Annotated in this window: 21 protein-coding genes and 1 pseudogene; 12 read left to right on the top strand and 10 right to left on the bottom strand. The window is 66.3% G+C overall.

Going from position 1 to position 19,445, the window contains the following annotated elements; translation table 11 throughout:
• Positions 1–126 precede the first annotated feature (126 nt).
• Positions 127–1,068, bottom strand: a complete 942-nt coding sequence (locus ACFO5K_RS08995) for a hypothetical protein (protein ID WP_378558863.1) — start codon at positions 1,066–1,068, stop codon at positions 127–129.
• The gene (locus ACFO5K_RS08990) at positions 1,065–1,481 is read right to left on the bottom strand and encodes a hypothetical protein (RefSeq protein ID WP_378558860.1); all 417 of its coding nucleotides are present in this window, start codon (positions 1,479–1,481) and stop codon (positions 1,065–1,067) included. Before ACFO5K_RS08990 ends, ACFO5K_RS08995 begins: the two co-directional genes overlap by 4 nt.
• Positions 1,482–1,566: 85 nt before the next feature.
• Between ACFO5K_RS08990 and ACFO5K_RS08985 the strand changes: the two genes are divergently transcribed.
• Complete coding sequence (locus ACFO5K_RS08985) at positions 1,567–2,289, top strand: TetR/AcrR family transcriptional regulator (RefSeq protein WP_378558855.1); 723 nt, start codon at positions 1,567–1,569, stop codon at positions 2,287–2,289.
• A 315-nt stretch (positions 2,290–2,604) separates the two neighbouring features.
• Entirely contained in the window at positions 2,605–3,132 is a 528-nt protein-coding gene (locus ACFO5K_RS08980; RefSeq protein ID WP_378558851.1) for a CAP family protein, read from the top strand.
• Positions 3,133–3,300: 168 nt separating this feature from the next.
• On the opposite strand, the gene ACFO5K_RS08975 is transcribed toward ACFO5K_RS08980, so the two are convergent.
• Complete coding sequence (locus ACFO5K_RS08975; protein ID WP_378558847.1) at positions 3,301–4,506, bottom strand: FAD-dependent oxidoreductase; 1,206 nt, start codon at positions 4,504–4,506, stop codon at positions 3,301–3,303.
• Positions 4,507–4,616: 110 nt separating this feature from the next.
• Between ACFO5K_RS08975 and ACFO5K_RS08970 the strand changes: the two genes are divergently transcribed.
• The 3 genes from ACFO5K_RS08970 to ACFO5K_RS08960 all read left to right on the top strand — a co-directional run bounded on the left by ACFO5K_RS08970 (position 4,617) and on the right by ACFO5K_RS08960 (position 7,152).
• Complete coding sequence (locus tag ACFO5K_RS08970; RefSeq protein WP_378558844.1) at positions 4,617–4,901, top strand: hypothetical protein; 285 nt, start codon at positions 4,617–4,619, stop codon at positions 4,899–4,901.
• A 116-nt stretch (positions 4,902–5,017) separates the two neighbouring features.
• Positions 5,018–5,527: a hypothetical protein gene (locus ACFO5K_RS08965; protein WP_378558840.1), complete on the top strand. Its 510-nt coding sequence runs from the start codon at positions 5,018–5,020 to the stop codon at positions 5,525–5,527.
• A gap of 2 nt (positions 5,528–5,529) precedes the next feature.
• Positions 5,530–7,152, top strand: a complete 1,623-nt coding sequence (locus ACFO5K_RS08960) for a pyruvate, phosphate dikinase (RefSeq protein WP_378558837.1) — start codon at positions 5,530–5,532, stop codon at positions 7,150–7,152.
• Between the two features lie 97 nt (positions 7,153–7,249).
• Here ACFO5K_RS08960 and ACFO5K_RS08955 read toward each other — a convergent pair whose 3' ends face one another.
• The 5 genes and pseudogenes from ACFO5K_RS08955 to ACFO5K_RS08935 all read right to left on the bottom strand — a co-directional run bounded on the left by ACFO5K_RS08955 (position 7,250) and on the right by ACFO5K_RS08935 (position 11,169).
• The gene (locus tag ACFO5K_RS08955; RefSeq protein WP_378558834.1) at positions 7,250–8,161 is read right to left on the bottom strand and encodes an NAD-dependent epimerase/dehydratase family protein; all 912 of its coding nucleotides are present in this window, start codon (positions 8,159–8,161) and stop codon (positions 7,250–7,252) included.
• A gap of 19 nt (positions 8,162–8,180) precedes the next feature.
• A complete protein-coding gene (locus ACFO5K_RS08950) occupies positions 8,181–8,996 on the bottom strand; it encodes an SDR family oxidoreductase (RefSeq protein ID WP_378558831.1) in 816 nt (271 codons plus the stop codon).
• An 88-nt stretch (positions 8,997–9,084) separates the two neighbouring features.
• Positions 9,085–9,237: pseudogene (locus ACFO5K_RS08945) on the bottom strand (MBL fold metallo-hydrolase); the annotation flags it as partial.
• 155 nt (positions 9,238–9,392) lie between these two features.
• Positions 9,393–9,812 (bottom strand): hypothetical protein, encoded by a 420-nt coding sequence (locus ACFO5K_RS08940; protein WP_378558828.1) that lies wholly within the window; start codon positions 9,810–9,812, stop codon positions 9,393–9,395.
• Positions 9,813–10,275: 463 nt separating this feature from the next.
• A complete protein-coding gene (locus tag ACFO5K_RS08935) occupies positions 10,276–11,169 on the bottom strand; it encodes an NADP-dependent oxidoreductase (protein WP_378558824.1) in 894 nt (297 codons plus the stop codon).
• A gap of 87 nt (positions 11,170–11,256) precedes the next feature.
• On the opposite strand from ACFO5K_RS08935, the gene ACFO5K_RS08930 reads away from it, so the two are divergent.
• Positions 11,257–11,826, top strand: a complete 570-nt coding sequence (locus ACFO5K_RS08930) for a TetR/AcrR family transcriptional regulator (RefSeq protein WP_378558821.1) — start codon at positions 11,257–11,259, stop codon at positions 11,824–11,826.
• Between the two features lie 21 nt (positions 11,827–11,847).
• Here ACFO5K_RS08930 and ACFO5K_RS08925 read toward each other — a convergent pair whose 3' ends face one another.
• Positions 11,848–12,510, bottom strand: a complete 663-nt coding sequence (locus ACFO5K_RS08925; protein WP_378558817.1) for a TetR/AcrR family transcriptional regulator — start codon at positions 12,508–12,510, stop codon at positions 11,848–11,850.
• 133 nt (positions 12,511–12,643) lie between these two features.
• On the opposite strand from ACFO5K_RS08925, the gene ACFO5K_RS08920 reads away from it, so the two are divergent.
• The 4 genes from ACFO5K_RS08920 to ACFO5K_RS08905 all read left to right on the top strand — a co-directional run bounded on the left by ACFO5K_RS08920 (position 12,644) and on the right by ACFO5K_RS08905 (position 15,296).
• Positions 12,644–13,270 (top strand): NADPH-dependent F420 reductase, encoded by a 627-nt coding sequence (locus ACFO5K_RS08920; protein WP_378558814.1) that lies wholly within the window; start codon positions 12,644–12,646, stop codon positions 13,268–13,270.
• Positions 13,271–13,326: 56 nt separating this feature from the next.
• Positions 13,327–13,602: an NAD-dependent epimerase/dehydratase family protein gene (locus ACFO5K_RS08915; RefSeq protein WP_378558811.1), complete on the top strand. Its 276-nt coding sequence runs from the start codon at positions 13,327–13,329 to the stop codon at positions 13,600–13,602.
• 62 nt (positions 13,603–13,664) lie between these two features.
• Entirely contained in the window at positions 13,665–14,549 is an 885-nt protein-coding gene (locus tag ACFO5K_RS08910; RefSeq protein WP_378558807.1) for an oxygenase MpaB family protein, read from the top strand.
• A 72-nt stretch (positions 14,550–14,621) separates the two neighbouring features.
• A complete protein-coding gene (locus ACFO5K_RS08905; RefSeq protein ID WP_378558804.1) occupies positions 14,622–15,296 on the top strand; it encodes a TetR/AcrR family transcriptional regulator in 675 nt (224 codons plus the stop codon).
• Here the strand turns inward: ACFO5K_RS08905 and ACFO5K_RS08900 are convergent.
• On the bottom strand, positions 15,250–16,779 hold the full coding sequence (locus ACFO5K_RS08900; RefSeq protein WP_378558801.1) for an aldehyde dehydrogenase family protein: 1,530 nt from the start codon (positions 16,777–16,779) through the stop codon (positions 15,250–15,252). The two genes, ACFO5K_RS08905 and ACFO5K_RS08900, sit on opposite strands and share 47 nt — an antisense overlap.
• A 321-nt stretch (positions 16,780–17,100) precedes the next feature.
• On the opposite strand from ACFO5K_RS08900, the gene ACFO5K_RS08895 reads away from it, so the two are divergent.
• Both ACFO5K_RS08895 and ACFO5K_RS08890 read left to right on the top strand, forming a co-directional pair.
• Positions 17,101–18,168 carry a phosphotransferase family protein gene (locus ACFO5K_RS08895; protein WP_378558797.1) on the top strand — a complete coding sequence of 356 codons (1,068 nt, stop codon included), beginning with the start codon at positions 17,101–17,103 and terminating at the stop codon, positions 18,166–18,168.
• Positions 18,168–19,319: an acyl-CoA dehydrogenase family protein gene (locus ACFO5K_RS08890; RefSeq protein WP_378559008.1), complete on the top strand. Its 1,152-nt coding sequence runs from the start codon at positions 18,168–18,170 to the stop codon at positions 19,317–19,319. The genes ACFO5K_RS08895 and ACFO5K_RS08890 overlap by 1 nt, the downstream gene beginning before the upstream one ends.
• The last annotated feature ends 126 nt before the right edge of the window (positions 19,320–19,445 follow it).

Raw genomic sequence — 19,445 nt, 5'->3', positions numbered from 1 at the left:
TCGCTCGAGCAACGATCTCAGGGCATGGTCGGCGGCGTCGACACCCGTCGTGGTGGTGGCAACGGTCGCGGGTCGGCGGTGTTGATCACCGCGGGCCAGGCCGGTGGCTGCCCGCGGTCGGCGGGGTCATGGATCGCAACGGTGTTGTCGAGTGTCGAGTTCGATTTCGTCGAGAGGTAGGTCGGTGAGGGCGAGGATGTGGTGTAGAGAGTGGGTTCCGCTGGGGACATGAAGGGCGTGTGATGCGGCGGTGGCCGCGATGATCGCGGTGGCTCGGGATTGGCTTGTCCCGCGTGCCCATCGTGTGGTGCGGTCGTGACCGCGAGCCAGCACGATCCATTGGTCGGTTCCTGGCAAGTGAAATCCGCGTGGTGCTTTCGATGCGCCGGGGAGCCAGGTCAGTGCGGCGAGCGCGGTGGTGGCAAGCCGGGAATCGAGGCCGAAGAATGTGCGGACCGCTACGTCGAAGTCGCGCTGCAGGGTGTGCTGGTCGGCGAAATCGAGGCGGTAGAGCCGCCGTGGCTTCCGATGCCCGGGTAGCAGGAAAGTTTCGGGCTGGGTGTAGTTGCGGACGTTCTCGTCGCCGTCGCGGAAGCGTTTGCCCAGCAGTTGGTATGACCATTCGATGGCGGCCGGGCCGTGTTGTTCGCCGGCGCCGAGGAACACCGCGAGGTCGATGGGCCCCGGCGAAGTTCGGTAGACCGCTGCTGCGAGCAGGTTGGTCAGTCCCGGGGCGAGGCCGACCTCGACCACGACCGGGGACTGTGGTTTCAGCTGGGCGAGGTCACGGAGATAGGCGGTGCTGGCCGAGATTTCGATGAATGCCGACCCGTGGTAGCCGGCCAGGGCGGCCAGTCGTGGATTCTCGGCACCCGAAGCGTTGACTGTCACGTCGATGCCCGGCAGCGCCGCACGATAGGCTGCCAGCGCGGGATCCTGCAGATCGATGACGGTGCCCGCGCGATCCGGATCGCGCCCGGCGACCACCACCGTGTCGCCCCGGCGGCGAAGATGGGTGACGAGATGGCCGCCGACGGCACCGTAGCCGCCGAGTACCAGGACCCTCATCGGGTCGTTCCAGGTGCGCGGACGCCGAGGCTCACCGGTGCGCTGGGTGATTTCCTGGCGCGTAGTGCTCTGACGCCGACGAACCCGTATATCAGGCCGGTACAGATCTCGGTGACCGCGCTCGTCCAGGAAAACCAGGTGACGCCGGTGTGCGGCAACGAGATGTAGCTGTCTTGGTAGTCGGCCCAGAACGTCGGTAGCAGATGGGCGTAAACGAAGACCACGGCGCTGCCGAAGCCGATGCCGATCGCCGCTTCCGGTGCCCGGTAGCGATGCGTCACCGCCATGAGGACGGCGATCGCAACAAACACGGCCTGTACATTGCCACCGATCATGATCGCCATCGGCGAGGCATCCATGCCACGCCGAAGATGATCCAGGCCGTGGATGCCGAAGCCGATCGCGAACAGCACAGCGGCTGATCGCAGGTTCCGAGCGCTACGCCGATCGTTCTGGATGGACATTGACCAACCTCGATCCCGCTGACAATACGTTCATATGGTGCGACAATATGGTTATATTGTGGCACCATACGAGCATATTGTCTATGGTGGACTCGTGTACCCCTCCTGGCCATTCCCCTTACCGGCAGCCCCTGGCCCATCTGCTGCCGACCGGATTCGCATCGCCGCATTGCGCTGCTTTGGCGCCGAAGGGGTCGCGGCGACCTCGCTACGATCGGTCGCAGACAAGGCGGGGGTATCCATCGGACTGGTGCAACATCACTTCGGGACCAAGGCCGGGCTCGTCGCCGCTGTCGACGAGTACGTGCTGCGAACCGTCGCGACAGCGGTTGCCTCCGAACCACTACCACCACCACCGGAAGATTCGCTCGGCGAACTGGGGCGCCGGGTGACTTCGATCATGACCGACCATCCCGAGGTCGTCGACTACATCGCGCGCGCATTCGTCGAGGGCGACACCGTCGGCGCAACCATCTTCGACGGACTGGTCGCGATCAGCACAAACCAATGGAACCAATTCGATGAACAGGGCCTGCTCCGATCCGGTGTCGACCGCACCTGGGCGCCACTGCACCCACTGATCCTGGTCATCGGCACGGCCATGCTGCGAAAACAGATCGACCGCCACCTGCCCGAGCCCCTGACCGCCCCATCGCAACTGCATCGCTGGGACAACGCGGTCGCCGAACTCCTACGCGGCGGACTTGTCGCGAACCCGCCGTCATCGGTCGGCCCCACAGCCGAACACCGAGACTGACGTCGCGCCTGTCTCGACGAGATCCAGTTCAGGCCACCAGCAGTCGCGCATCGGGATCTCGTCCGGTCGATGCGCAAGAGTCGGATCTGTCGAACAACGGGGGACTGGTTCGCCCACCGGGAAGTGCCAGGAGCAGTGCTGACCTCGCCGTGTCCCCGGCGAACATTCAGGGGCTGGGCGTACGTTGACGGATTCGAGTAGCAGTGCAGCGGATCCGGGTATGCTGGCCTGATCCCGAGACCTCACGTCCTGTGTGGGTTCCGAGGGCCTTGTGGTTCGTTTCTGTTGTGTCCCGCTCCGCCTCGGGAGGTCGTCGTGCGTGTCGGTGGATTGGTATCGGTTGTTGCCACGGTGATGCTCGCCGCGCTCGTCAACGGCGGCGGCCCCGCCGCCGGGCAGAGCGATTATGCGCAGACCGGGCTCACCATGCACAACACGTACCGGGCCGAGCACGGTTCCCCCGCTATGACCTTGACCCAGAACCTGAACAACCGTGCCCAGCAATGCGCGAAGTACTACGCCACCAAAGGCGCGATCGATCACAGCTGCCCGTACAAGAACGGGGCCGGGGAAAACCTCGTCATGGGGCAGGGCAGCTTCAGTGCTGTATCACTCGTCGAGATGAGTACGAAGATGTGGTACGACGAGATCAAATACTACGATTTCAACAATCCTGGGTTCAGTATGGCGACGGGCCATTTCACACAGTTGGTGTGGAAATCCAGTACGCGTCTCGGGATCGGTTACGCCTCGGACGGTGGCACGAGTGTCGTAGTCGCGCTCTACAATCCACCAGGAAATGTACAGGGGCAGTATCCACAGAATGTGGCACGACCGCGCTGAGCCGGGCCTGTGAAAGCAGCCGTGCGCGCCGACGGCCTGGCCATCGGCTGATCTGTGGCCTCGGACCGTCGGATGCTACAGCCCCATGTCGGCTGCGATGACGGTGCGCAGGAGAAGTGCGTCGGTGGGTGGGCGCCGGGGCGGGGGGTATGACAATTGGCGTCCCGCCTAATTGTTGGCGCGTTGGATGGCGCGCCGGACCAGGCCGCGGATGCCGGGTAGCCCGATGGCGCGAAGCATGAGTTCGCCGGCCCAGACGTGAGCGCGTGAGGGCGGGGCGAATCGGCTTATTCCTTTGCGGGCCAGTGCTTGTCGTTTGCGAACTTCGGGGCGCAGCGAGGTCTCCCAGGCGTCGAGTGCGGTGGAAATATCGTCGCCGTGTGCTGCTACCGCGGCACCGAGCCGGTCGGCGCCCTCGAGGGCGAGGGCTGCTCCGTAACCGGCGAATACGGTCACACACCACGCCGCGTCGCCGAGCAGGACGACACGGCCGTGGCTCCAGCGGTCCATGACGACTTGGCCGACCGAGTCGAAATAGGCGGAGGCGGGGTCGGCGCCGAGTTGGCGCAGGGCATCGGCGACACCTCGGCCGAGATCTCCGAAGGCTCGGGTGAGTGCGGGTGTGGGGCCCAGCGCCAGTTCGGTGGCCGGATCGGGACTGCGGTAGGCGAAGAACGTCGAGGACCGGCCCGGCCCCAGGTTCATCACTGCGGCCGTGCGCCGGGGTCCGAGGAATGTCGTGCCGGCGCCTTCAGGTACCTGTTCGGGAACCTGTTCGAGCGGGAACGCTCCCACCATGTGGCCCAGATCCACCAGATAGTCGGCCTCGGGGCCGAATACGAGTTCACGAACTCGGGAGTGCACGCCGTCGGCGCCGATGAGAAGTTCGGCCTGCATGCGGGTGCCGTCGCTGAGCGTAACGACGACTTCGCCGGCGTCCTGGGCGACCGCCTGCACGGTGGTACCGAACCGGATGTCGGCGAGATCGGCCACCGCGTCGTAGAGCGCCGACTCCAGGTCCCCGCGGAACAGGCTCAGTGCCCGATTCCCGACAGCGGCTTGTGCGACAGCGGCCGGAATCGCGAACTTCTCGCTACCGTCCGCGTGAACCAGGATCGAGGTGAAGAACCCGATATCACGCGGAGTCAGTGTCGGTAGCAGCCCGAGCCGCTCCGCGGCGTCGTATCCGGGTCCGTGCAGGTTCACCAGATAGCCGCTGCTGCGCCGGGATTGCGCGCGTTCGACCACGACGACATCCCAGCCGTGCCGATGCATCCGCAGCGCGGCGGCCAGGCCGGCGATACCGGCGCCCACGATCAGCACCCGCTTGGGCTCTGTCCCGGCGGCATCCCGTGCCGCGTTCTCGATAGCCATCACTACCACTCCTGGATCGGTCTGTTATCAGCGAAAGCAGGTACTGCACTCGCTCGCGTATCGTCAACAAGTAGTTGACGATGATGCAAGAGTCAACCTACAGTTGACGAATGGATCGTCAGGTGCCACTGCGCGATGTGATCGCCGCTATCGAGCGGGCCCGGCCCGGCAACACTGTGGATCAGTTGTCCCAAGCGGCGATCATTGCGGCGCACTGGGTGCGGCTGGCCGATAGTCTGCTCGACTATTTCGTGGACCAGGCGCGGCAAGCAGACGTGCCCTGGGCCGAGATCGGCGCCTGCCTCGGTGTGTCGCGGCAAGCAGCGCAGAAGCGATTCGGGGCCAGGGTCGCAGCGCGTGCGGCAACACATTCACGGCTGGGAGCAGGATCGTGACGTGGCCGGATTCGCGCTCAGCCGGTGCCGACCTGCTCGTACTGCATTCCCTTCGCTGCGTCGGCCACGCGAGCGTGTCTCGAGTGGCGGCAGCGACGGGCCTGCCGGAGTCTGTCGTGGAATCCGAGCTGATAGACCTCGGCGCAGGCGGACATGTCACGCATACGCCCGGGGAGTTCGGCGGGTGGGGACTCACGGCCACCGGTCGTGCTCTGGACGCGGAACGGATCACCGACGAACTGGAAAACGCAGGAGCCCGAACCGCCGTGACCGAGGCTTACCACAGGTTTCTCGCGCTCAACCCGGAATTGCTCGACCTGTGCGCAGCATGGCAGACGCGATCGGCCCATGGAGTCCTGACCGCGAACGACCACACCGACCCCGGCTACGACGCCCGAATTCTCGAGCGGCTGAGCGACCTGGACAACCGCGCGCAGGTCGTCTGCGCGCAGCTGTCCGCGGCAGTGGGTCGGTTCGGGCGGTACGGTCCACGTCTGGCCGATGCGCTCGTTCGAGCGCGATCCGGCGCGTTGGAGTACGTGGCGACCAGCACGTCGTCGTACCACACCGTCTGGTTCCAGCTTCACGAAGATCTCCTGGCAACGCTGGGCATCCCGAGATTCTGAAGATGCGATACATTCACACACTTTCCGCTGAGGTGCAGGAGACCTCGGAAGTCCTGGGCGCCAAGGCGCACGGGCTCATCATGCTGCGACGCCTGGGTTTGCCTGTGCCCGCCGGTTTCGTCATCAGCACCGAGGTATGCCGAGCGGTCCTGCGTGACGGGTGCTTTCCCGAGGGCTTCGCCGCCGAACTCACGGCCGCCGTCGGTGACCTCGAAACTGCCACGCAGCGTAGGCTCGGTGGTTCCGAAAGGCCACTGACGGTATCTGTTCGCTCCGGGGCCGCGGTGTCGATGCCCGGCATGATGGATACCGTCCTCAATCTCGGGCTCACCGCCGCGGCCGCACGCGGATTGACCACCGAGACAGGCAATCCGCGGTTCGCGTCCATCGCCCGGTTGCGATTCCTGTCGAACTTCGCCTCCACGGTCGCCGGCATCGGCGCAGCGAGCGCGGAATCGGTGATGGCCGAGTCGATCCAGCAGAATCTCGGTGACGAGCAGTCAGGCATCTGCCACGCGATCGGAGTCATCGAGGCCCTCGTCTCGGAACAAGTCGGACAGCAGGTTCCCCACGATGCGTTCCGGCAGTTGGAGCTGGCGATCACAGCCGTGTGCTCCTCATGGGACAACCCACGCGCGCGCACGTTCCGGGCGATCCACGATATCCCGCACGACCTCGGAACAGCCGTGACCGTGCAGGCGATGGTCTTCGGACACCGCGACCGGCACAGCGGGACCGGAGTCGCGTTCAGCCGTGATCCCAATACCGGCGAACGGGTCCCCTTCGGCGACGTCCTGTTCGGCAGCCAAGGCGACGACGTCGTCTCCGGCAGATCGCCGACGCTGCCGCTGGGTGAACTGGCCGATCGAGAGCCGGCCGTGTGGGCCCAGCTCGTGGCGGCCCTCGACCGGATCGAAGCGCGCTACCGAGACTCGTGCTGCATCGAGTTCACCTTCGAAGGCGGTGAGTTCTGGATCCTGCAAGTACACCGCGGCAAAGTGGCCGCCGCGGCCGCCGTACACATCGCGGTCGCTCTCGTCGAGGAGGATGTGATCGGGCACCGGGAGGCACTGCGGCGAATCACCCCACTGCAGCTTCAGCACGCCCGCACACCCCGCATGATCCTCGACAGCACTGCCGACATCCTCGCCCGCGGGCAAGGCGCCTGCCCGGGTGTCGCCGTCGGCCGCGTAGCGACCACCCCCGATGCCGCGGTCCGCATGGCCGCACACGGCCCGGTCATACTGGTGCGACCGGACACTTCTCCGCTCGACATGCACGGTCTGGCCGCCGCCGCCGGAGTCCTCACCGCGCACGGCGGCCCCACCTGCCACGCCGCCGTCGTCGCGCGCGCGATGGGCAAACCCGCCGTCGTCGGAGTCGCCGATCTGACCATCGACGCCACCACGATGCGAATCGGCCGGCACGTAATCCCCGCAGGTACCCTCATCGCCATTGATGGAACCGGTGGCGAGATAACCGCCGGAAACCCACCCATCGGGACCACCACCGCCCCGCACGTGCACCGACTGCTCGAATGGGCCGACCAGATCTCCGGCGACAGCACTGAACGCAGCGACGCCGAACGCCTCAGCGCCGCACACTCGGCTCTCCGTCGCCGATAGCCTGCCGCGCCAACCGACCCCGCCGACCCGGCCCAGCCCGTATCGACTGTATCGAGACCGTGGCGGTGCGACGCTGATCGCGAAGACGCTGTTCGAGTCAGTCAGCAGCGCGAACGGCGTCGACGAGTTCCCCGACCGCACGAGCGCAATCGTTGCGCGTGTAGTCCAGCAGGCGCAGGCTGTCGGTGTCCGGTTCATAGGCGAGCGTATTGCCACGGCCTTGAATGATGAAGGGGTCGGGCAGCAGTGGGTGCTCCTCATCGCGTTCATCGATCACCCGAGAACCCCCTGCGGCGTCGACGAGCATCTGGAAGAACTCGCGGTAGCGCAGGTTCTGGTCACCGACGAGATAGGCCGTGCTCGTCTCGGCGTTGCGCAGTGCACCCCAGATGGCCTCCGCCAGTGAGCGAGCGGACATGAAGTTGGTGGCACCGGTCGGTGCGAAGTCCGGCAGCGCCGGTTCGTTGCCCGCCGCCCACGAGACCATGCGGCGATAGCGGTTCGTCGAGGCACCCGGCACCACTCCGATGATGGACGGTGGGTTGAGGGTCGAGACGGTGAACGAGTCGTCCGCGAGGGCGCGCGCGCCCTCGTCGGCGGCCTGACGGGCGGTGATGTAGGGATTTCCCGCCGCGAGGTCAGGGCGCAGGTGGTGGTAATAGCTGCCCACCTGGACAAATCGGGGGACGCCTGCCTGTTTCGCCAGCGCCGCGAAACGGGGGACACCACGGATCTGGGTCTTGTCCCAGAACTCGGCCTCGTCCGCGTCGTTGCTCTTGTGCCGCACGTCTTGGCCGGCTGCGAAGACGATGCCGTCGAAACCCTCCAGTTGTGCGGGGGTGAAGGACGGAATTGTGTAGTCGCCGAACAATACCGGGAAACCGGCGACGGGTGAGTCGTCGGCGACTGCGCTGCGCGCCGCGACGGTGACGTCATTGCCATGATCGCGCAGGTGCAGGGCGGCGTGTGCGCCGATCATGCCGGTGCCGCCGATGACCAGAATCTTCACAGTTCGAGTGCCTTTCGAATCAGGGGTTGCGGGGACGGTTGGTCCAGCCGCCGGACGACCGGGGTGACCAACCGCCGTTTGCGTTGGTACCGCCGTCGACGTGAATGGTTGTGCCGGTGACGAATCGGGACAGGCCAGAAGCCAGGAAGAGGGCGGCGCCCGCGACGTCCTCGGGCTGTCCGGGCCCGCCGAGGGGCGACCAGGTCGGCCAGAGCGGCAGGTCTTCCTCGGGCACGAGGTCGGCGTAGGGAACCTGGACGGTTTCGATGAGGTCAGGGGCGATCGCGTTCACGCGGATCCCGGCCGGTCCGACCTCCGCGGCGAGGGAGCGGGTGAACTGTGTGAGCGCGGCGTTGTAGGCGGAGTAGACCGTGTGGCCGGGGATGGCGCGGTGTGCCTCGACGGTGGTGAGGTTGATGATCGAACCTCCGCGTCCGCGCTCGGTGATTCCGGGCAGGACGGCGTGGGTCAGGCGCAACACGTGTCCGAGGTTGATCTCGTGCAGTTCCCGCCACAACTCGACGGTGTTGTCGGCGAACAGATGTGGCGGGCGCAGGTAGTGGCCGACATTGTTGACCAGGATGTCGGGCTCGTGCGCGAGGAGGAGGTCCGCGGTGCCGGTACGGACATCGAACTCGACGGTGGTGATCGCCCCGCCCGCGCCCGGATCGAAGTCGAGCGGGGCGCGGGGCGCGATGTCAGCGACGAGGACGTCGGCTCCGTGTGCGGCGAAGGCGTGGGCGATGGCGGCGCCGATTCCCGCGGCGCCGCCGGTCACCAGTGCCCGCCGACCGGTGAGCAGGGCGCCCGGAGTGAAAGCCGAACTGTGCAGCATGTCCTGATTCGAGTGCATCGCGTGGGGACTGCCGGGACAGATTCTCGGTGAGTGGGAACATTTCCGTGCCGGCGGACCCTGCCTCGGGTCAGAAGCCGCGTGCTATCCACTCTTCGAGATGGGGCGCCTCGGAGCCGATGGTGGTGGCGTCGCCGTGACCGGTGTAGACGCTCGTGTGGCCGGGTAGCGTCAGCAGACGATCGCGCAGCGAGCCGATGATGGTGGGGAAGTCGGAGAAGGCTCACAGCACGACGACCGAGCGGAGCACCTGGCCGGCGTGCATGGTGTGGAAGGCCTGTGGATCTTCCTGAACTCCCCACTCGACGCACGCGAATTCCACCAGCGTCGACGGTGTCCGCATTCCGTCGCAACGAGCTTCACCGACCACACCTGCGATCAGGCAGGGGTGGCGGCGAGAGCGTGGGGCCGCGCCGAGACGTCGCGCTGGGCGATTCTGGCTCCCAAGTACGCCGCCGGCACGCCGAGCGCCGCGAGGGCCAGTGGGTAGTACAGCGGGCCGACCTGCATGTTCATCGTCGCCACACCCGTGATCACCGAGCCGACCGAGCCGACAATACCGAGGCCGACGGCGTGGGCTGTCTTGTGGTTCGGCGCCAACCGGGCGACCAGGTAGGCACCGAGGACACTGAATGCGGTGCGGTAGGCGATCACCAGAGCTATCACCGGCGCGGCAACGTAGATGTGCTCCTGTGGCAGCACTCCCGCCGCCTGCAGCACGGCGTCGGCCGCGCTGGACAGCACGGCGGTGGCGACGAAACCGGCGCCGACAGCGGCGATACTCTTGATGATGTTCATGACGGGCTCCTCTGATGGTCTGATCCCCTGTGGCGGGGTTCTGCCCATAGGTCGGAGCCGAACGCGTGTTCTCGACAGACCTTCGCTCCGAGTTCACGGTCCAACGCTGAGGCACTGAGATGCTGATCGCCGCGGTGCCGATCCGAACTCTGCTACGGACCGGTTGGGCGGCGATCCTCGGGATGGCTCGACGTGCCGCAGGAGTGTCTTCCCAGGTTGTGGCCCAGACCAACTGGCATGGCAGTTCTGCCGGCCGGCGGCCGACTTCGGGGCGTAGCCGCGAGAACTGGGAGTTCGACACCACATTGCACAGCTCGGGTTCGGGGGCTTCACCGAACGGGAGGAGCAGCCCGTCGACATCGACGAACAGCAGTGGGTGGGTGTTGCGCGTGGCCGACTCCGTGCGATGGCCGACCGGGTCGACTTGGCCGGGTGAACTCTTGGGCGTGCCAGCGCCCGCGCCTCAGATGACGATGACCCGGCGCCCACGGGAATGACCCGCCTGGCTGTCGATGTGCGCCGCGGCGGCCTCGGACAGCGAGTACGACTTCTCGACCGGGATGCGGAGTTTTCCCTGTGAAATGAGCGTGGCGGCCTCGGCCAGTGCATCCGGCACGCTCCCGGCCACGCCAGAGAATCGGACCCCGAGCTTCGGCGCATCGAGGTCGGCGATGGAGACGACCCGCTGTGGGTCCCCGGTCAACTCGATGAGCTCGCGGATCACGCCCGAGCCGGCCAGATCGAGGGCCGCGTCGACCGGGCCGAGTCGCCGCACCCGCTCGACCCAACCTTCGCCGTACGTCGTGGCGAGGGCGCCCAGACTCCGCAGATAGTCCTGGTTCGCGGCCCCGGCGGTGCCGATCACCGTGATGCCGCGTTCGCGCGCGATTTGCAGCACCGCCGATCCGACGCCTCCGGCCGCACCGCTGACCAGCAGTGTCTGGCCGCTCTGCGCGCCGACGGCACCGATGATGCGCAGAGCGGTCTCCACCACGGAGGGGTACCCGGCCGCTTCTTCGAAGGTCAGGCCGGCGGGCATGGCGGCCCAGGCCGACAGCACGGCGAATTCGGCGTAGGTGCTGAAGCCTTCGCCGAACACCGGGTCGCCGATCTCGACTCCTTCGACCCCGCTGCCGATTCGGTCCACCACCCCGGCCGCGTCCAGCCCGACGCCGGCGGGCAGCTGAATCGGATGCGGGCCGAGGCGTTGGCCTTCCCGCAGCCGCCAGTCGACGGCGTTGACGCCCGCCGCCCGCACGGCGATGCGTACCTGACCGGGGCCCGCGTGCGGCTCCTCGGCATCGAGGAGTTGCAGAACGTCCGGACCGCCGAATTCGGCGAAGCTCACCTTTTTCATGTCCTGAACGCTAACACTAACGGTTAGTGTTTTGAAACAGGTATGACTTCATAACTGATTCAAGTTTGTAACTGGTAGCCTCATGACATGACCGTGCCGACCGGGCGTCGTGAGCGCAAGAAGGCGGCGACCCGCCAGAAGATCGCCGACACCGCTCTGCGGCTGTTCCTGGAACGCGGGTACGACGAGGTGGGAATCCGCGAAGTGGCCGCTGAGGCCGATGTCGCCGTCACCACGCTCTTCGCCCACTTCGCTGGCAAAGAGGCCCTGGTGTTCGAGCGGGATGAAGACTTCGAGCAAGGGCTCGTGCAGGCGGTCACCAGCCGGGGGGTCGGCGAACCGCTCATCCCGGCGCTGCGCCGCGAAATCCATTCCATGGTGCGACATTGCGCGGCGGACGGCGCTGCTCCGATCTGGAACATGATCGACGAATCGCCCGCGCTGCGGAGGTACGGGGAGTCGATGCGGCTGCGTCACGCGGAGGCGCTGGCAGCGGCCATCGCCGCCGATCCCGAACTGGCGCGGACCGCGACGGCGAGTGCGACGATCGCGAGGTTCGTGATCGACGCCTATTCGCTGGCCCGGGAGGCGGCCGACCCGGAAGCCGCGGTAGACGAGATCTTCCGGATGATCGAGGCGGCCTGGGAGGTGGGCTGACCTTACGGCAGGCCGTTGCCCCTACCTCGCCTGGCTGAGATGGACCATGGCGTCATAGAGCTGCTGGTCCGTCATCGGCGGTTCGGGGATCGGGTGTGCCCGCTCGGTCCGGTAGGCATCGAGCATGAGATAGAGGTTGCGCCGCCAGGCCGTGGGCGCCGTGGCGCTGGTGGCGTCGATGATCCGGCCGATGGACCAGATCAGATTGATGATGTCGGCCTGGGCGATGTCGGGGCGAACTCGGCCGGCTTCCTGGGCTCGGCTGAGCACGTCGACGATCTGTTGGGACATCTGGTCGTGGATGCGCTCGGTCTCCGCGCTGTGAGTGAAGCGGCGAGAGAGGAAGTCACTGAAACCTCGGTCGCCCACCTGCCTGCCGAGCAGGTTCTCCAAGTAGTAGACGAATGCATCCCACGGATCGTCCATCTGCAGGGCCTTCTCGGCACCATCGAGGAACTCTTGGAGGCGAGGTGTCAAGGCCGCCATGAGCAGGTCGAGGCGTTTCGGGAAGTGGCGGTACAGGGTGCCGATGGATACGCCGGCTTCGCGTGCGATCTTCTCCAGGGACGCATCCACACCGTGTGCGGCGAAGTCGCGCTGCGCCGCGGCGACGAGCTTGTCGTGACTTTCCTGGGCGTCGCGGCGCCGGGGTCTCCGTGTCCGCTCGGCGTCGCTCTGGCTCATCTCTTCACTCTAACAACGGCGCGGAGGCACCCCTCCGGAATAAAATGAGGCACCCCTCCGGTTATGTGGACATCAGTAACCGGAGGGGTGCCTCATATTGGCGCTCGCTCAGAATCCACGGAGGCGCATCGTCATGACCAACACCACCACCATCAGCATCATCGGCTCGGGCGGCATGGCCACCGCCATCGGCAACCGGGCGGCGAAACACGGCCACACCGTCGAGATCTCGAGCCGCAACGCCGCCACGGCTCAGGCGCTTGTCGACCAGATCGGCACGCGCGCAGTCGTCGGCACGTTCGGCGCAACGCCGCTGGGTGACATCGTCATCGTGGCCGTCCCGTACACCAACGTGGTTTCAGCGGTCGCGGACTACGGCGAGTCGCTGGCAGGCAAGATCCTCGTCGACATCTCCAACCCGTTCAACGCCGACGCCACCGGACTCGTAACAACCCCGGGCGGCTCGGCGGCACAGGAGATCGCCGCTGCCGCCCCCGAGGGCACTCACGTCGTGAAGGCGCTGAACACGATCTTCGGCCACGTCCTCGCTCACGACAAGCCGCTGGACGCTTTTCTCGCCGGCGACAGCGTCGAGGCAAAAGCACGCGTCGCCGCGTTCCTGGAGACCCTGGACTTGCGGCCCCTCGACACAGGAGGGCTGCGGATGGCCTCGGTCCTCGAATCGGCCGGCCTCCTGCTGATGGGGCTGGCGCGAAACGGCGCGGGCTTCGACCTCGCCCTGGGCGTCGAATTCCACTGACGCATCTCACCTGCGCCACCAATTCTCACGCCACATCACTCACAGGGAGCAGCAGCATGCGCGTCTTCATCACCGGCGGGACCGGCCACTCCGGTTCGTGCATCATCCCCGAGCTCATCGCCGCCGGGTACGAGGTCACGGGCCTGGCCCGGTCGGGCGTGGCAGCGGCGGCGCTGTCCGCGCTCGGCGCGAAGGTGCGTGGCGGCGACCTCGAGGATCTCGACGGGGCTCGCGAGAGCAGCCGCGGACTCCGACGGCGTCATCCACGTCGTGAGCATTCCCGCGGACGAGCGCATTGTGGCGCGGAAGTAGCGACCCTCATGAGAGGATGAGGTGCAAAGTATCTCAATGTATCGTCGCGTGGGTGGCGGTCGAATCAAGGAGGCGCGGGATTATGCGTGCTGTTTCATCGGTGCCCGGCCCGACGGCGATGGGTGCGCCCGGCGGGGTGCTGAGCTGTCGGTACGGCACTGTCGAGGACTTCGACATCGAGCGGTTCCTCGATGGGATCGGCGCCTTCGCGGGGGCGGGCGCGAACGTCATCGTGCAGCTGGCGAATCGGCCGGTGGGCCACGGCGTTGTCGAGAGCACGGTCGAGTCGGGTCGCGCCGACGTCCATCCGTGGAAACGGTTGCGCACCACCCTCACCTACATCGCGGTGGCGATGCTCGGTACCGAGGACGACCGCGCTGTGTATCGACGGGCCGTCGGCAGCGTCCATCGGCGCGTTCGTTCGGCGCCGGGCGCGGAGGTCGAGTACAACGCGTTCGATCCGGAGCTGCAGAAGTGGGTCGCGGTCTGCCTGTGCTGGGGAGTGATGGACACCCACGAACGCCTGTACGGGCCACTGGACGAGGCGACCAAGGAAGTCTTCGTGCAGTACGGGGCCAGATTCGGGACCGGATTGCAGATGAGGCCGCAGATGTGGCCGGCCGACGTGGCGGCTTTCGAACGCTACTTCGAATCCGGGTTGGCGAGCATGCAGATCGACGACGTCGTCGCCGAGTACCTGCGCAAGCTCGTCGGCCTGCGCAATGTTGCGAGGCCACGTCAGCTCGCCAACTTTCATCGCTTCGTCGTGACCGGTCTGCTGCCCGCACCTATGCGCGCTCAGCTCTACCTGCCGTGGACCGACGGGCAGGAGCGGCGGCATCGGCTGCTGTTCCGGATCATCGGCACCGTCTACCGACGGCTGCCCGTCCGCGCGCGGATCTTCCCGTACTCGATCTTGCTCTGGGATATGCGGCGGCGCCACCGGCTCGGACGCCCACTCGTGTGAGCGTGGCAGGATTGCGAGTCCATGGCGGACCACATTAGGGTCGGGCTCTTGTCCGGGTGAGGGGAGTGGGATGTGGCCGAGTCGACCAGGTTGCTGGCGCGGATTCGCGGACACGGCGGTGTCGAGCGCGGCAATGCCGAAGTCCTCGAGGGTGCCCTGGCCGCATTTCTGGACTTCGGGATCAAACGCACCAGCATGGGCGAGGTGGCCCGCCGGGGCGGTCTGTCCTTGGCGAGCCTGTATCGCCGGTTCGGCGGAAAACCCGAGGTGGTCCAGGCGGTCGGGCTCTGGCAGGTGCGCGATCTGCTGGAGCAGGCCGACGCCTCGATGCGTCAGCTGGCCGAGGCGGACGCGGGCGCCGAAGATCAGATCGTCGAACTGTTCGTCACCTTTGCTGTCGGCCTGCGGCAGAACCCCCTGTTGGACCGCCTTCTCGCCACCGACGCCGCCACAGTTCTGCCCTATCTCACTACCGACGGTGCGCCGGTGATCGAGCTCGGTCGTGACTTCTTGGCCGAGTTCATCACTCGCTTGCAGCAGGCAGGAAAACTCCCCGCCTACGATCCGCTGCCCGTCGCCGAGATGGTCGCGCGCACGGCGCTGTCGCTGGTGTTGACCAGGCCTACGGTCATTCCGCTCGACGACGAGGCGGCCGCGCGCCGGTTCGCCCGCGATCACATCGCGCCCGGATTCCGTCCGCTCACAGACCGAATCGGCGCCGACCGCGAGCACCGGTCGCGCGCATAGCGTCGCGCATGAACCCGAAGTTCTTCAGGCTGTACGGGTACCAGACGAGTTCCTTCTTCTGCGTAGGCAGCGCCGGAGCCGTGATCGCCTGCTTGCGGCAGTACTTGCGCACGCCGTCGGCGCCGCCGAATCGGTACCCGGTGCCGGATTGGCCCCAACCGCCATGGGGGAGTGCGAAATTGAACAGGTTGATGGTGGCGTCGTTGATGTTGACCGCGCCGACGGTCAGCCGCCGGGCGATCGCCTGCCCACGAGACTTGTCGCCCGTCCACACCGAGGCCGACAGGCCGTACTCGGAATCGTTGGCGAGCCGGATGGCCTCGTTCTCGTCGGCGACCTTGATGACCGGGATGGTCGGCCCGAAGGTTTCCTCGGTGATGCACGACATCGAATGGTCGACGTCGACCAGCACGGTCGGTTCGAAGAAGTTGCCCTCTCCCGTCGCCTTTCCGCCGGTGAGCGCTCGCGCGCCCCGGGCGATCGCGTCGTCTACATGGCGGGTGACGATCGCGAGCTGCGTCTCGTTGGCGAGTGGACCGATGTCGGCATTGCCGGTGCGGTCGTCGCGGCCGAGTCGCAGCGACGCGACGTGGCTGACCAGCTTGTCGACGAACTCGTCGTACACCGGGTCTTCGACGTACACCCGCTCCACCGATACGCACAGTTGTCCGGCGTTGGTCAGCGCACCGAAGGCGATGCCGTTGACCGCGCGGTCGAGATCGGCGTCGGCGAGGACGATCGCCGGGTCCTTGCCACCCATCTCGAGGCTGTAGGGTCGCGTGCGCTTCGCGCACGCGACGGCGATGCGGCGCCCGGTGTCGCCGGAGCCGGTGAACTGGACGAAGTCGGAATTGTCGACCACCGCGGCCCCGGTGTCGCCGGACCCGGAGACCACCGTGAACACCGGTGGTGCGCCGATCTCGGCCCAGCCACGCGCCAGGACGAGTGGCGTCAGCGGGGTCACCTCCGAGGGCTTGAGCAGCACGGCGGCGCCGGCGGCGAGCGCCGGAACGAGATCGGAGGCGGGCATGGCCAGCGGAAAGTTCCACGGCGTGATGATCCCGACCACCGGATGCGGGGTGTAGGTGGTGGTCAGCTTCTTGATCCGCATCAAGGGACTGTGCGGGCGCACGTCGGTATCGGCGAGGAACTTCGCGGCATTGCGCGCGTAGTAGCCGAGGAGGTCGACAGTGAAAGCGACCTCGACTTCGGCTTCCACGCGCGGCTTTCCGGATTCGTCCTGGATCGAATCGGCCAGTTCGGCGCTGTGGTCGAGCACCCAATCCTGCAGCGCGAGCAGCCATTGCTTGCGTCCGGCGGCGCGGATCGAGGCCCACCGCGGCTGCGCCTTGCGCAGGGCAGCCGTCGCTGCTGCGACTTCCTTCTCGGTCGTGACGGCGACGGTCCCGACCGGTTCTCCGGATGCCGGGTTGCGCACAGTCAGTTCGGTGGCGTCGGCGGTGGGTGTGGCGGATTCAGACACTTGTTCTCCTGGCTGGCCGAGCGATCTACCGGACCCACCTTAGATAGCGTGAGATGGTTTGTATATCACTCTGTCAGAACCGGGTGGTCGTAGAACCTCGGGGCTCGGCGTGTGCGTCTAGCCTCAGCTGGGCACAGAAGTGATGAGCGATTCTAGATAAGTGTCGAACATGCTACCCGAATACTTCCTGTTGACAACGTACTCCAGCAGATCTATGTTAATCCACATTCTCTAGTACGAGAACCTGTCTGGACACATTCTGAGCCGGCCGCCACGTCGGCGCTCTGCGTTCGGGAGGCCTGAAACCCGTTCGAGGAGCGTATGTTCGAGCAAGATTCGATCGATGCCGGTGCCGTGCTCACACAGGCTGATCTGGCAGCGCTGACCGCCTGGATGGATGCCCGCGGCCTCGGATCGGGGCCACTGGAATCGGTGCGGCCGGTGACCGGCGGGACACAGAACGTGATGGCCCGATTCGACCGCGGCGGTCGCAGTTTCATTCTGCGTCGCGGCCCGCGCCATCTGCGTCCACGCAGCAACGAGGTCATCCGGCGAGAGTTCACCATCCTGGACGCGCTTGCGAAAACCGATGTGCCGCATGCCGGTTTGATCGCCGCATGTGACGATGAGTCCGTCCTCGGTGGCGCGGTCTTCTATCTCATGGAACCTGTCACCGGGTTCAATGCCGGTGTCGAACTGCCCGACCCACACGCGAGTGACGTCACCTTTCGCCGAGAGATGTGCTTCAGCATCGTCGACGCGCAGGCCCGGCTCGGTGCGGTCGACCACGTGGCGGTCGGGCTAGGGAACTTCGGTCGACCGGACGGATTCCTCGAACGTCAGGTGCCGCGATGGCTCAAAGAACTCGATTCCTACGCGGCGTTCCCGCAATATCCCGGTCCGGTGATCGGTCCGGTCGCGGAGGTCGCGCGATGGCTCGACGAGCACCGGCCCACTGCGTATTCGCCGGGGATTCTGCACGGCGACTTCCATGCGTCCAACGTGATGTTCTCCTACACCGAGCCGGCGGTGGTTGCGGTGGTCGATTGGGAGATGTGCACGATCGGCGACCCGCTGCTCGATCTCGGTTGGCTGCTGGCCACCTGGGACCTGCCGGGTTCGCCCGATGAGTTCGCGGGCGAACTGGCGCGCAGGGGCGGCCTGCCCACTCCGCGAGAACTGGTCGCCCGCTACAGCGAGCGATCGAAACGCGATCTCGCGGCTGTTGATTGGTACACCGTCCTGGCCTGCTTCAAGCTCGGCATCGTGCTCGAGGGGAGCTACGCCAGAGCGCTGGCAGGTAAGGCGCCGATGAGTGTCGGTGAGCGACTACACAACACGACGTTGCGGCTGTTCGACAGGGCGCAGTCGCTGATGAGCGGAGAATGATGATCGACTTCGAGATCCCCACCGAGACCGCTGAACTCGGTGCCCGGGTACGCAGATTCGTCGACACCGAAGTGGTGCCGTACGAGCGCGACCCGCGCGTCACAGCGCACGGCCCGACCGACGAGCTTCGCAACGAACTGGTGGCGAAGGCGAAAGCGGCCGGTCTGCTGTCGATCCAGCACCGGCCCCAGGGGATGTCACACCTGGAACAGGCGGTGGTCTTCGAAGCCGCCGGTTGGTCGACGCTGGGTCCGGTCGCGCTCAACTGCGCCGCGCCCGACGAGGGCAACATGTTCCTGCTGTCGAAAGTCGCCGATGCCGAGCAGGCCGCGGAATACCTGCAGCCGGTCATCAACGGCACGCGGCGTTCGGTTTTCGCGATGACCGAACCCGACGGCGCGGGTTCGGACCCGAGCCAGTTGTCGACGACCGCGGTCCGTGACGGCGACACCTTCGTGATCAACGGCCGCAAATGGCTGATCACCGGCGCGGTGAATGCCGACACCTGGATCATCATGGCCGACGTTCCCGGTGACGGTGCGACGCTGTTCCTGTGTCACGGCGATACACCGGGCATTGTCATCGAGCGGGTCATGAACACGATGGACCGCAATTATGTCGAAGGGCACTGCGTCGTCCGATTCGAGAACCTGGTGCTGCCGGAGTCGTCGATTCTCGGCACCGTGGGCGAGGCGTTCCGCTACGCGCAACTGCGGCTGGCCCCCGCCCGCCTCACGCACTGCATGCGATGGCTCGGTGCCGCGGCGCGTGCCCAGTCGATCGCCGTGCAGCACGCGAAGACCCGCACGTCTTTCGGTAAACCGATCGGTCAGCACCAGGGTGTCGGTTTCATGCTGGCCGACAACGAGATCGCTCTGCAGCAATGCCGGCTGATGATCTGGTGGGCGTGCTGGACCCTGGACAAGGGCGGCAAGGGCCGCCACGAGTCCTCGATGGTGAAATCCATGGTTTCCGAGGAACTGTTCAAGGTCGCCGACCGCTGCGTGCAGGTACTCGGCGGGATCGGAATCAGCGATGAGACGCCGGTCTCGGCGATCTTCACCGACATCCGTGCCTTCCGGCTCTACGACGGACCGACCGAGGTGCACAAGTACGCCATCTCGCGCCGATTGCTGAGGGATATCGACTGAGTGCACTGTCGTCGTCATCCGACCGCATCAGGTCGGCACCGAGGAGTGCCCAACCGCCGCGGAGCGGAGACGGACAGGGCTCGCGACCTGCCGTGGCGCATGACTCGGTGACGCGTTGCTCACGGC

The organism is Nocardia halotolerans, assembly GCF_042650145.1.
Classification (GTDB): domain Bacteria; phylum Actinomycetota; class Actinomycetes; order Mycobacteriales; family Mycobacteriaceae; genus Nocardia; species Nocardia halotolerans.
Note: the sequence above shows the minus strand (reverse complement) of the source record. Positions and strands in the feature narration are given on the sequence as shown.

Excerpts from the sequence above, each read along its gene's own strand:
- ACFO5K_RS08995 (WP_378558863.1), bottom strand. The coding sequence starts at position 1,068 with ATGAGGGTCCTGGTACTCGGCGGCTACGGTGCCGTCGGCGGCCATCTC.
- ACFO5K_RS08985 (WP_378558855.1), top strand. The coding sequence starts at position 1,567 with ATGGTGCGACAATATGGTTATATTGTGGCACCATACGAGCATATTGTC.
- ACFO5K_RS08975 (WP_378558847.1), bottom strand. The coding sequence starts at position 4,506 with ATGGCTATCGAGAACGCGGCACGGGATGCCGCCGGGACAGAGCCCAAG.
- ACFO5K_RS08970 (WP_378558844.1), top strand. The coding sequence starts at position 4,617 with ATGGATCGTCAGGTGCCACTGCGCGATGTGATCGCCGCTATCGAGCGG.
- ACFO5K_RS08960 (WP_378558837.1), top strand. The coding sequence starts at position 5,530 with ATGCGATACATTCACACACTTTCCGCTGAGGTGCAGGAGACCTCGGAA.
- ACFO5K_RS08950 (WP_378558831.1), bottom strand. The coding sequence starts at position 8,996 with ATGCTGCACAGTTCGGCTTTCACTCCGGGCGCCCTGCTCACCGGTCGG.
- ACFO5K_RS08940 (WP_378558828.1), bottom strand. The coding sequence starts at position 9,812 with ATGAACATCATCAAGAGTATCGCCGCTGTCGGCGCCGGTTTCGTCGCC.
- ACFO5K_RS08935 (WP_378558824.1), bottom strand. The coding sequence starts at position 11,169 with ATGAAAAAGGTGAGCTTCGCCGAATTCGGCGGTCCGGACGTTCTGCAA.
- ACFO5K_RS08930 (WP_378558821.1), top strand. The coding sequence starts at position 11,257 with ATGACCGTGCCGACCGGGCGTCGTGAGCGCAAGAAGGCGGCGACCCGC.
- ACFO5K_RS08925 (WP_378558817.1), bottom strand. The coding sequence starts at position 12,510 with ATGAGCCAGAGCGACGCCGAGCGGACACGGAGACCCCGGCGCCGCGAC.
- ACFO5K_RS08920 (WP_378558814.1), top strand. The coding sequence starts at position 12,644 with ATGACCAACACCACCACCATCAGCATCATCGGCTCGGGCGGCATGGCC.
- ACFO5K_RS08915 (WP_378558811.1), top strand. The coding sequence starts at position 13,327 with ATGCGCGTCTTCATCACCGGCGGGACCGGCCACTCCGGTTCGTGCATC.
- ACFO5K_RS08910 (WP_378558807.1), top strand. The coding sequence starts at position 13,665 with ATGCGTGCTGTTTCATCGGTGCCCGGCCCGACGGCGATGGGTGCGCCC.
- ACFO5K_RS08895 (WP_378558797.1), top strand. The coding sequence starts at position 17,101 with ATGTTCGAGCAAGATTCGATCGATGCCGGTGCCGTGCTCACACAGGCT.
- ACFO5K_RS08890 (WP_378559008.1), top strand. The coding sequence starts at position 18,168 with ATGATCGACTTCGAGATCCCCACCGAGACCGCTGAACTCGGTGCCCGG.